Source organism: Peloplasma aerotolerans, assembly GCF_030012175.1.
In the GTDB taxonomy this organism is placed as follows: Bacteria; Bacillota_I; Bacilli_A; order Acholeplasmatales; family Acholeplasmataceae; genus Peloplasma; species Peloplasma aerotolerans.
On sequence record NZ_JASCXW010000019.1, the window covers coordinates 1 to 13,301 of the forward strand.

At 33.6% G+C, this 13,301-nt stretch carries 8 protein-coding genes; all 8 read left to right on the plus strand.

Annotation, left to right across the window (positions count from 1 at the left end; all coding sequences use genetic code 11):
- Positions 1-1,312 (plus strand): glycoside hydrolase family 30 protein (locus QJ521_RS06230; protein ID WP_282839583.1); only part of this gene is annotated, 1,312 nt, incomplete at its 5' end.
- 137 nt (positions 1,313-1,449) lie between these two features.
- Complete coding sequence (locus tag QJ521_RS06235) at positions 1,450-3,957, plus strand: GH36-type glycosyl hydrolase domain-containing protein (RefSeq protein ID WP_282839584.1); 2,508 nt, start codon at positions 1,450-1,452, stop codon at positions 3,955-3,957.
- Complete coding sequence (locus QJ521_RS06240; RefSeq protein WP_282839585.1) at positions 3,944-4,366, plus strand: cupin domain-containing protein; 423 nt, start codon at positions 3,944-3,946, stop codon at positions 4,364-4,366. Before QJ521_RS06235 ends, QJ521_RS06240 begins: the two co-directional genes overlap by 14 nt.
- Positions 4,356-5,078, plus strand: coding sequence for a glycoside hydrolase family 16 protein (locus tag QJ521_RS06245; RefSeq protein WP_282839586.1), 723 nt, complete (start codon positions 4,356-4,358; stop codon positions 5,076-5,078). Before QJ521_RS06240 ends, QJ521_RS06245 begins: the two co-directional genes overlap by 11 nt.
- Positions 5,079-5,080: 2 nt before the next feature.
- Complete coding sequence (locus tag QJ521_RS06250; RefSeq protein ID WP_282839587.1) at positions 5,081-6,103, plus strand: LacI family DNA-binding transcriptional regulator; 1,023 nt, start codon at positions 5,081-5,083, stop codon at positions 6,101-6,103.
- A gap of 86 nt (positions 6,104-6,189) precedes the next feature.
- Entirely contained in the window at positions 6,190-9,258 is a 3,069-nt protein-coding gene (locus QJ521_RS06255) for a hypothetical protein (RefSeq protein ID WP_282839588.1), read from the plus strand.
- Positions 9,259-11,763, plus strand: a complete 2,505-nt coding sequence (locus QJ521_RS06260; protein WP_282839589.1) for a carbohydrate binding domain-containing protein — start codon at positions 9,259-9,261, stop codon at positions 11,761-11,763. It abuts the gene before it with no gap.
- A 12-nt stretch (positions 11,764-11,775) separates the two neighbouring features.
- Positions 11,776-13,230: an ABC transporter substrate-binding protein gene (locus QJ521_RS06265; protein WP_282839590.1), complete on the plus strand. Its 1,455-nt coding sequence runs from the start codon at positions 11,776-11,778 to the stop codon at positions 13,228-13,230.
- Positions 13,231-13,301: the final 71 nt, after the last annotated feature.

Here is a 13,301-nt window from a genome sequence, read left to right on the forward strand (position 1 = left end):
AAAGATGAGACATTATCGTACAAAAAAAGATTCAAACGAAAGACTATCTATTGTTGATATCAAACTTAAATCCAAAAACGATATCCAAACAATAAAAATTGATCCCAATGATTTAAAACAAGAAATCATCGGATTTGGTGGTGCATTTACAGAAGCATCTACGTATAATTTATCAAGAATAAGCAAAGAGCAAAGAGAAAAAGCGATTCAATTGTATTTTGATCCTGTTGATGGATTGGGATATAATATAGGACGTGTTTCTATTCATGGTTGCGATTTTAGTTTAGGGAGTTATTTATATATTGATGATTATGACAATACTTTAGAATCTTTTGATATTTCAAGAGATCAACCAATCATTGATACCATTAAAGATGCAGAAAAATATGCTCAACAAAAAATCAAAATATTAGGCTCGCCTTGGACCCCTCCGTTTTGGATGAAAGACAATCAATCACCAATTCGTGGAGGAAAGCTACTAAAAAAATATTATCAAACATGGGCTAACTATTTTGCTAAGTTTATTGAAGCATATGAAGATAGAGGTGTAGAAGTAGCATGGGTTTCTATCCAAAATGAACCAGCAGCTGTTCAAAGATGGGACTCTTGTATCTATACAGGGGAAGAAGAAAGAGATTTTGTTAAGGTTTTAGGTCCTACTCTTGAAAAAGCAGGATATCAGGATAAAGGAATTTTAATATGGGACCACAATAGAGATATTATGGTTGAACGTGCACAAGCTGTTCTAGAGGACCCTGAAGCATACAAGTATGTTTGGGGAACGGCATTTCATTGGTATGACAACGAACAGTTTGATAATGTTCGTAAAGTTCATGAAATGTATCCTAATAAACATTTGATGTTTACAGAAGGTTGTCAAGAAGGTGGACCGCATTTCGGGGAATATGAAGTTGGAGAGCGTTATGGCAGAAATATTTTAAATGATTTAAGGAATTATAATGAAGGTTATATTGATTGGAACTTATTTTTAGATGATACCGGAGGTCCTAATCATGTAAACAATCTATGTTCAGCACCAATCATGATTAAAATTTTTCACGAAGAAATCGTGAAAATGCCATCGTATTATTACATTGGACATTTTTCTAAGTTTATTAAACCAAAAGCTGTTCAAATAGCATCATCTGGTACTGATCAGCTCATGTATGTTTCATTTAGAAATGAAGATGGATCTTATGTTGTTGTTATTCAAAATCAAAACGATAAGGATATCAACACTCAAATCGAAGGGTTAAAAGAAAATATAGAAGTGACGGTTGAAGCACGAAGTATTTCAACAATAATTATATAAGTGAGAAAAACAGGGTGTGACGCGGTCATACCCTTTTCTTTTAAGAAACCGATTTCACTTTTTTTATGAAAGCCCTTTACAAAAAAAAAAAAATCTATTATAATATTATTAGGAAACCGATTTCCACGAGGTGAAACATGACAACAAAAAAAACACTACAACTCAAATCTAACGATGGATATTACTTTCCACTTTTTAACTTAAATGGGTTAAGATCTTCGATAACACCATTTTTTGGTGGAGATCTTAAACTTGATCAACATCATTATGCATTAGAACCTACGACAGAAGTTGACTTATATAGCAATATTTTTTCAAGAAATGTTATTTTTAAAATTAATGATCAACAGTACTTCTTAAATGGTCAATCGAGCATTCAACAAAATGATGAGTTAATTTATGAAACTGATTTACTATATCAACGTGTTACTAGAACAAATTCATTAATCAAACTTGATACGACATCTTATATTCCGGTTGATGCAGATATTGAACTCCATGAAATTAGAGTGACAAACCAATCGGATGCACCATTTCAACTTGACATAACAACAGCAATCCCTATTTATGGAAGAAGTGCAGATAATTTAAGAGATCACAGACATGTTACATCACTGTTGAATCAGACAGAAGTTGTTGATCATGGTATTTTTGTTCAACCAACCTTATCTTTTGATGAAAGAGGTCATCAGATTAATGATACAGTCTATAGTGTATTTGCTGAATCAAATGACTTAAAAATTAAAGGCTATATTACAGTTTTAGATGATTTTATTAATGGAGGATCACTTCATTTTCCTAAAGGATTAGATGCTTTATCTCCAGTAGGAACGAAAATTAATGGTTATGAAGCGATTGGAGCTATTGCATTTCATGAAGTTACAGTATTACCATTCCAAAGTATAACCTTATATGTTTCAATTGGTATTCATCAATCAAAAAAATCCGCATTCAAAGACCATAAAAAATATTTGAGTCATGAGACATTTTCTAAAGGTTTAGAATTAACTTCTAAGTTTTTTCTAAATTACATAAAAGGACTTTCATTTAATTTTCATGATCTGGACACGAATAAGCAATTAAGTTGGGTTGTTTTACAACCAATGTTAAGAAGATATTTTGGAAACTCATTTTTACCACATCATGATTACGGACACGGTGGGCGTGGTTGGCGAGATTTATGGCAAGATTTACTATCACTGATTATGATGAATGATGACAGCGTCATCGATTTATTGTATGATAACTTTCAAGGTGTTCGTATTGATGGCTCTAATGCAACCATTATTGGTGATCAACCTGGTGAGTTTAAAGCAGATCGTAATTTAATTACTAGAGTATGGTCTGATCATGGTGCTTGGCCATTATTAACGACAAAAATGTATTTAGATGAAACCGGAAATATTGATTTTTTGCTTAAAAAACAAGCTTATTTTATGGATCAGTTCACTCATTATACAAAAAAAACAAGAGCAAAAACTACACAAAATTTGCAATTAACTGCAAAACAAGAAATTTATCAAGGAACTATTTTAGAACACTTGTTACTACAAAATCTTGTAGGTCATCATAATATAGGAAAACATGGATTTGTAAGATTAGAAGATGCTGATTGGAATGATGGGCTTGATATGGCACATCAGCATGGTGAAACGATTGCATTTACACACATGTATGCAAATAATCTTCGTGAGATTGCAAAATTAATAAAAAAATTAAATGTTAATGAAATAGAAGTTTTTAAAGAGATGAACAGTTTATTGACCTTAACACCTGATTTAAATGATTATTTTGATCGTGTTGCACAGTTTTCAGGAGATGTTGTAAAAATCTCTAGTGAAGCATTAGTTAAGATACTATTTGAGTTAGCTGAAAATAGAATTAACAAGTTACATCAAGATGCATTTGATCAAGATCGATTCCAAAGTTATTTTGATAACGAGGGCATTAATCCAGATACACAAGAAACGATTGCATTAACTGGACAAACCATGGCATTACTTTCAAAAACTGCAACTAATCAACAAGCATCATTGGTTGCAAGCACAGTTAGAAACATGCTTTTTGATCAATCACTCGGCGGGTATAAATTAAACACAAATTATCAAAAACTTTTAACCAACATGGGTAGAGCTTATGGATTTGCTTATGGACATAAAGAAAATGGAGCTGTCTTTGCTCACATGGCTGTCATGTATGCATACGGTTTATATCAATATGACTTAGTATCATATGGCCATGAAGCGATTGTTTCATTGTTAAAGCGAGCACAAAATCCAAAGAGCAAAGTTCTTCATGGCATTCCAGAATACTTTAATGATCGCGGTATCGGCATGTATCCATATCTAACTGGTTCTGCAAGTTGGTTATTAAAACTTCTTAGAACTGAAATCTTTGGAATTCAATTTGATTTAGGTGTACTTACACTAAAACCAAAACTAAAGACAGAAGATTTTATCAACGGACAAGCAAGTATTACGACTTATTTATTCAATAAATTAAGAAAAGTGACATATCACAATCCTAAAAATTTGGATTTTGGATTTTATAAAATCTCAAAAATACTAATCAAAGGAAACGAAATAGATAATCATATAAAAAATATAGATGATGACATAGAGGTGTATTTAGATGAAATTTTATGATATATACGATTTTGAAGGCGTTGGTTATGAAAAGTTATTTCATCATCAAGACTGGAGAGTCGCAATTCTCAATTATATTGAAGAACTTGAAGTTGAACACATTAACTATTTTGAAGCACACACTTTAACCGATGAAGTTTTCGTGTTATTGAGTGGTAAGTGTCATATGTTTTTTATCGAAGAAAAAAATCAAGTGATCAAGGATATGTCGAGTATTTCACTAGAACCAAATAAAGTTTATCGTATACCAAAAGGTGTTTATCATGCACATACTTTGAGCAAGGAAGCGAAATTACTTATTGTTGAAGAAGAGAATACGTGTTATGACAATTCGCCTAGAATTTATCTAGATGAAGCAGACAGAAAGTTACTTATGAATAAATTTAAGGAGATGTGTCGTGAAGTATAAATTATTATGGGAAGACCAGTTTTCTATAGATGGAAAACCTGATGAAAAGATTTGGAATGTAGAAGTTGGTGGAACAGGTTTTGGTAATAATGAGAGCCAGTTTTATGTTGATGATTCAAAAAATGTGTTTGTTAAAGATGGTGTGTTAAATATTGTTGCATACAAAGAAAAACATGAACACCGCGAATATACATCAGCAAAATTAACAACTTTAAACAAAAAGTCGATTCAATATGGTAGAGTCGAAATTATGGCCAAAATTCCTGAAGGTAAAGGTACATGGCCAGCGATTTGGTTTTTAGGTGAGAACAAAAAAGAATCAGGATGGCCATTATGTGGAGAGATTGATTTGATGGAACATGTGGGCAAAGATCCTAAACATATTCATTTCTCACTTCACTCTAAAGCGTATAATCATCGTTTACATAATCATCCAACTTTTATAGCTTATCAAGAAGACATCTTTAATGGTTTCCATGAGTATGCAATGGAATGGACAGAAAATGATATTACATTCTATATTGATCAAGCTAAATATGTAACATTTACAAAGCAAGAAAACGCAACCATCGAGCAATGGCCTTTTAATCAAAATTTTTATTTAATTCTTAATCTAGCGATTGGTGGCAACTGGGGTGGAGCGATTGATGATTTGATATTTCCCGTATCCATGCAAATCAAATACGTTAAAATATATGAAAAGAGTGAATAGCCTTGACTAAAAAAAGAACGATTTATACGATTGCGAAAGAACTTAATCTTGCACCAGGGACAATTTCTAAAGTTTTGAATCACACAGGTAATGTGAGTGAATCAACTAGAGAACGGGTTTTAGCATATATAAAAGAAGTGGGATATGTTCCTGCTTCAAGTGCACGTATGTTGAAATCAAAGAGAACTTATACTGTAGGTATCGTTTTTACAGAAGAATCTGATGTTGGATTAGAACATTCATTTTTTTCTAGTATTCTTCAACATTTCAAAACTTGTTTGGAAAAAGAAGGATACGAATTATCTTTCATTGTGAAAAAGTTAGGACAACATGAACTCTCATACTATGAATGGTGCATGAATAAAAGAGTTGATGGTGTATATATCGTTGTGGGCAATTATAATGATCAAGGTTTATATGAGTTGGTAAAAAGCGGTATCCCATGTGTTTCAACAGATATGCTTTTACCTGGTTTACACACAGTGATTAGTGATAATGATCAAGGGATTAGAATCACTTTGGAATATATCAAAAATGAATTGAAGAAGCAAAAAGTAGCTGTAATTTCAGGTCCGCTTTCCTCCAAAGCTTTCAACGAAAGATTGATTGCTTATCATCATTACATGTCCAAATTATCCTTGACAACATATGAGGACTATATCGTTTATGCAGAAAGCTTTGGTTTTACAAGCGGATACAATGCAGTTCATCAACTGATGGGACAAGTCAAAATCCAACCCGAAGTTATTTTAGTAGCAAGTGATGATATTGCTTTAGGGGTCTTAAAGGGTTTAAGAGAACTTAACTTTAATGTTCCAAATGATATTCAAGTCATCGGTTTTGATGATATTGCATTTGCTAAACACTTTACACCATCATTAACAACCATCTCACAGGATCGAAAATTATTAGGTGAAACTGCAGCAAAGCTGCTCATTCAATTAATGGAAAATCCAGATCATCATGTTCAAGAAGTTGTGAAATTACCAGTTGAACTCATCAAGAGAGAATCAACTAAAGCATAAGAAAATATATTATTTGAAAACGGTTCCACATTGTGATATGATATTTATATATCAATTTAAAGAAACCGATTTCCTCGGAGGATATTATGAGTCAATCAAGTATGGTGGATTACACCATTGAAAACTATCAAAAGCAAAAACCTTTCTCAAGCTTCTTGAGTGGAATAGCAGGGAAAATGGGCATCCCGTTATGGGCATTCTATGTCAATAGAGGTCAATTGATATCTTCATTTGGCGTTAGAGACAAGAATGGTGCGATTATGGAGTTTTTTCCCGCAAACAGTGCATATCACTATGTTTCAAGAACCGGATTTAGAACATTTGTTAAAATAGAAAATCAAGTTTATGAATTCTTCAAAGAACAAAATGAAAATCAGAATATGACAATCAGACAAGATAGTATTTCGATAGAAGAAACAAATACAAAAATCGGAATAAAACTCAAAGTCACATATTATACACTTCCTAATGAAAATATTTCAGCGTTAGTTCGCAAAGTTGAAATAACGAATTTGAAAGATAGAAAAATTGATGTTGAAGTCATTGATGGATTAGCACAAATCTTACCATCGGGTATCGATTATGGCGGATATAAAGCCATATCTAACTTACTTCAAAGCTGGATGTCGAGTGTTCAAGAGACTAATTATGTTTTCTATAAGCTCAGAGCATCTACGGATGACTCAGCGGAAGTTAATTTAGTTGTTGATGGGAATTTCTATTTCACGTCAGCAAATGAAAAACCGCTTTATATTAGTGATTATAAATTGATATTCGATGAAGATACATCACTAGAAACACCATACCAATTTATCAATCACTCAATTAAAGAGTTATCTAGGATTCAACAAGCACATGTTAATCAAGTACCTTGTGCAATGAGTGGTTTTCATTTTAAAAACTTATCAAAAGAAGTATTTGCTAGCGTTATTGGGTATGCATCAAATAAAGACAAGTTAGATGATTTAAGTCAAAAAATGAATATTACATATCTATTAGCTAAAGAAACAGAAAATCAAGTGATTCATCATGAATTGATGGATGCAGTAGAGACTAAAACATCATTTCCAATATTAGACGCATATTATAAGCAGTGTTATCTAGATAATGTGCTTAGAGGTGGAACACCACTCATTTTTGAAACACTAGATGGAAATATTGGTTACCATATATATTCAAGAAAACATGGTGATTTAGAACGTGACTATAACTTCTTTAGTTTGGAACCTGCTTTCTATTCTCAAGGTAATGGTAACTTTAGAGATGTTTTGCAAAATAGAAGAAATGACTTGTTTTTCTATCCCGAATTAAAGGATTCCAATATTTATCAGTTTGCTTCACTAATACAAGCTGATGGATACAATCCATTATCTATCGAAGGTGTAAAGTTCACTTTCGAAGGAGATATAGAAAAACAACCTAAAGTACTTCATCAATTACTAAAAGAAGAATTTACTCCAGGCAGCGTAGCAACTAAGTTATTCGAAGCTGATTTAGAAGTCGATCAGCATTTACAAGAAATACTTAAACAGAGTCATGTTGTTATAAAAGCATCATTTGGAGAAGGGTATTGGGAAGATCATTTCACCTACCTTTATGACTTGTTAGACTCATACTTATCTATATATCCTGATGATTTACAGACACTCATGTTTGAAAAAACGTATCCATTCTTTGTATCGCCAGTTATGGTTTTACCAAGAAGCCAAAAGTATGTGCTCACGAAAGACAATAAAGTTCGTCAATATGGAGCAATCAAACATTTTCATGACAAAAAATCAACCTGGTTAAAAAATAAAAATGGGCAAGTCAAGATTAATCTATTTGGTAAATTATTAACACTTATATTAAATAAATATGGACATTTAGATCCATTTGGAATTGGTTTATCTTATGAAGGTAATAAACCTGGATGGAATGATGCAATGAATGGGGTTCCTGGTCTGTTTGGTTCAGGGGTATCTGAAACCATTGAACTTCAGAAACTGGTTCAATTTTTAATAAGCATTTTAAAAACCCACCCAGATCAAACAGTATCATTACTTAAATCTACAGAACAGCTTGCCAAAGCATATGAACATTTAGAAACTTCAGATGCATATCAACTATGGGATCAAAGAATGACGCATTTAGAAACATATCGGAATGAATTGTTAAATGAACAAGAAGTCATTGTTAATCAAGCAAGTCACTATCAAAAAGTGCTGGAAAGCATAGAAAAAAACTTAAATGAAGCCCTTGATAAAGCAAAAGCAATTGATAAAGTTTATCCAACATATATTACATATGAAGCAACTGATTATGAACAAATATTAGATAACAACAAAAATCCAGTTATTGGAGAATATGGGCTTCCAGTCGTTAAAGTTAAAGCATTTGAAATGAAGCCGCTACCTATTTTCTTAGAAGCTCCAGCTAGATACTTAAAATCGTTGTCTAGCAAAGAAGAAGCAAAACAGATTTACAACAATGTTAAACAAACCGGTTTATATGATCGGAAACTCAAGTTTTATCAAACTAGTGTTTCATTAGAAGATTATGATCATGAAATCGGACGCATTAGAGCATTTACTCAAGGATGGCTTGAAAGAGAATCGAATTTCTTGCATATGACTTATAAATACTTGCTTGGTTTGCTTAAGTCAGAGTTGTATGAAGAATTTTTTGAAGAAATCAAGACCAACTACACATGTTTTATGGATCCAAAAGTATATGGAAGATCACCGATTGAAAACTCATCATTCTTAGCAACATCTTCTAATCCAGATCCAAAAAAACACGGGCAAGGATTTGTCTCTAGACTTACTGGTTCTACAGCGGAAGTGCTATCAATGTGGCGTTACATGTTTTTTGGAAAACAGTTATTCACCTTAGAAAATGGTGCATTATGCTTTACACTGACACCAAAACTTCCAAAAACATTCTTTGAGGGAGGTAAGATCGAAGTCAAATTATTCAATAAGACAACGATTATCTATCATTTGCTTGACGATATCGATACATATGAGCCAAAAGCTTATGTAGAGAAAATGACACTTCACAAAGACAACGAAGTTTGTGAGGTTCAAGGTAGTAAAGTTATTGGAAAGTGGACAAAAGACATCCGGGAAGGCAATGTCTTTAAAATAAATGTCTATATTAGAGGAGGAAAATAAATGAAAAAAAGATTTTTACTTTTGACACTCGTATTATTGTTTGCAGTGTTCTTGGTATCATGTAAAAATGATCCAACACCTACGCCAACGCCTACGTTGACTGCAATTACATTTAGCGGTGTCGCTGACGCTACACTTGAATTCCAAGAAGAATTCAATGTTTTAACAGGCGTTACTGCATTGGGAAATGATGGTGTTGACTACACAAGTGAAATTACTTACACTTCAACATCTACAATTTCAGCTAGTCACATGCTAGATACATCTCAAACAGGTAATCACGCAATTCGTTATGAAGTTGAAGTGGGAACTGTTAAACAACAAAGTTGGAGATATATCACAGTTAAATCACCAACAGCTGGTGAAGGTGAATATTTAGTTAACCCAGATTTTGAAGATGGTACTGCAGGTTGGGTTGATCCTAATGTTAACTATATTGCTGATGGTGCAGCTATGACAATTACAGCAGAAGATGGCACTTTAAGAGTTGACGTTGTTGCAGGATCAAATATGTGGACTCCAAGATTTGGACAAATGAATGTTCCATTTGAAGAGGACACAACTTATGAAATATCATTCAAAGCTAAATCAAGTGTAAACAAAACAATTAACCTACAAGTTGGTGAGTTACTAACTTCTGATCCATGGTTTACAGATTTCAAACCAAACCAATCAGAACAAAGACTTATTACAACTGAATGGGCAACTTATTCTTACAAATTTACTCACACACAAGATAACAAACGTGGTGGTATCTTATTTGAATTAGGTACTGTTGGTGGCCAAGCTATCGATGCTACATTATGGTTCGATGATATTGTTATTGTTGAGTCAACACCAGATGATGATGTTGATGGACCAGTCCTAAGTGGTGTTCAAGAAGTTGTCAACGTAACTGTAGGATCTACTTATGATCCAGCTGCTGGCGTTACAGCTTATGACTTAACTGATGGCGATGTTACAGACCAAATCGTTATTACAATTAAAGATAGTTTGGATGAAGTTGTAACTTCTATTGATACTTCAGAAGAAGCTACTTTCACAGTTACATACTATGTTAAAGATTCACTTGACAATGAAACTGAATTTATTGCAACTGTTAATGTTGTATCTATGTTATTTAGTGATACTAATTTAGTTGTTAATCCTTCATTTGAAGAAGATTTAGATGAAACAACTCCAGAGTGGTTTATATGGTCAGAAGGTTTTACAGTTGTTGCTGATATCGACACAACAGAAGGTGTTTATACTGTTGATATTTCCGGAACTGGACCAAATCCATATTCTGTTCAATTAGTTCAAGAAAATCAATTTGAACTCGTTGAAGGTGCTACTTATAGATTAATGTTTACAGCTAAAGCATCAGTTGCTCGTTCAATTAATGTGACTGCAGGTATTGGTTTAGATGCTGATCCTTGGTATATCACTTACATGAGAAAAGATGCTATCGCATTAACTACAGATTTTGAAACTTATGAAGTATTATTTACGGTTACACAACCTACAGCTGAAGTTAAAATTGTATTCGAAATGGGTATGATGACAGGATTTGCCGAAGGTATCGTTACATTTGATGAAGTTGCTATACAACAAGCTGAACTTCCAGAATATATTGCAAATAGTGATTTTTCAGACGTTGGATTCTATTTATGGCATGCTGATGGTATAACATCTACATTAGATATGTCAGGTGGCAATTTTGCAATCACTACAGATTTACCTGGTGAAGCTGGATGGACTACGCAGTTCAATCAATACCTTGACCTAGAAGCTAACAAGACATATGAACTTAAATTTGATGCTATGGCAAGTGTTGCTAGAGACATTAATGTAAAAGTATTCAAACCAGGTGTTTGGGTATTCCATGTTGAAGAACTAGATTATATGTTAACAACTGAAATCGTAACTTATACAATAGAGTTTACTACTGGTGCAGACAATGTTGATGGTTTAACTGTAAGTTTTGAAATGGGATTAACTGAAAACTTTGCTGCCGGAACAGTTGCACTTGATAATATATCACTAAAAGAAAAAGTAGCTGAAGCTCCTGAACTTATTGTTAATGGCAATACAGAAACAGTTGTTGGTGGACATATGTATGACAACTCTGGTGAAGCAGCTACAGGCCAAATAGTTTGGACTGTGGATGGTGCTGAAATTACAGTACTTACTGTCGGACCAGATGCTTGGACACCTCACTACTACTATATGGTAGAAGAAATGCTTCCAGGAGAATACACAATTGTCTTAAGATTAACTGCTGACGTTGTTAGAGACTTAAGAGTTAATATCGTATTACCAGATTCTGGTTATGCTTCAATTTTCCATGATGAGTTTGAAACTGTTGAAGATGAAATGGTTTATGTTGTATTTAACTTTACAGTTGCAAATCCATTAACTAACATTAAGATTGAGTTAGATTTTGGTACACTTGGTGAAGGTTTTACTTCACTTCCAGGAGTATTTACACTACACGAAATATTTATCTATCAAAACCTTAACTAATAGGAGGTACAAATGAAAAAAATATTTGTTTTATTTATGGTGATTGTCCTAGGTTTTGGATTGGCTGCCTGCAAAGGTACACCAACTGACCCAGGAACAGATCCAACGAGTCCAACCGGGACAATCGAATTAACGTACGCTGACTGGGGTGATCAAGAATTTAACAAACGTCTTATTGATGCATTTATGGTTAAATACCCAAATATCCGTGTTACATTACGTTCAGATATTTCTGGTAGTGGTGCAACATTTACTGGGAACTTGATTACGGCTGCACAAGCAGGATTATTACCAGACGTGTTTGCGATTGATAACGTTCCTGTTGGGATTAATAATGGTTTAGCGCTTGATGTTGCATCTTTATGGGATGCAGATCCAGACACTGCACTTGTCTATGACAATATTGCGTTTACAGGTGTCTATAATGGCAAGCGTTATGCAGTTCCTTCATTCCAGTTTTTAAAGGGGATTATGATTAACCTTGATATATTTGAAAGTGCTAACTTAAATACAGTACCTGGACAATATAGAATTGATAATGATGGTTATCCTGTTAAAGATTGGACACATGAAGAGTTTGTCAATATTGCAAAAGCAATAAAGAATTTTGATCTAGATAACACAGAAAATCTAGTTGTTGGTTTAGATACTTGGTATGGATCTCCAGATTTCCAACAAGTTTGGCCAATGATGAATGATGCAGATGTTCAATATGATACATGGGATGGCACACAATTTAATTACACATCTGCTGATTGGATTTATGCAATGCAAGAAAAAGTTGCTCTTCACCAATTGACTGATGGAACAACAACAAGAGTTACTCCTGAAGTCTATGAAAATAACCCAGTATTACAACAATATTTAATTAATGCTGGTTATGGTGCGATGGACATCGAAGGGTCATGGCAATTTTGGGTAGTTAATGATGCTGCTAGTCGTGATATTAATATCGGCTTTTGGCCATATCCAAGTGGTAGTGCAGGGTTATTCCCTCCTACAATCTTAGATTACCAAATGGTCTCATCTCAAACTGATCATCCAGCTGAAGCATTCTTACTAGCTAAATGGATGACATTTGGTAAAGATGGATGGAATGCAAGACTAGATATGCTTGAAGCAGATCGTAATGCTGCATTAGCAGAAGGTGAAATTCCAAGATTCCTTGATAGATTCCCAGTTGCTAATTATCCTGGTGTTTGGGATAGAGTTTACGCTTTGGTTGATGGTATTGAAGGTATCGAGTATACACTAAATCGTATTGAGCATTCTAAACCAGACCTTGATAAATGGTTACCAGGATATAATTTATTCTGGGATTGGGTATATAATCCAGAAAACCAATATAATTGGGATAATTTGGTCGAAGCAGGACCAACCGCTGTTGCTACATATGCTGTTCAATGGCAAAATGCTGCAAACGGATTTGTTCAAGATGAGTTAGAAAATCTTGGCAGTGATAATTAATAAATAAGTTATAATATGGTTGAGAGGGGAAAAATTTTCCCCTCTTGTATCCATGTTAAATTGGAGGAAAC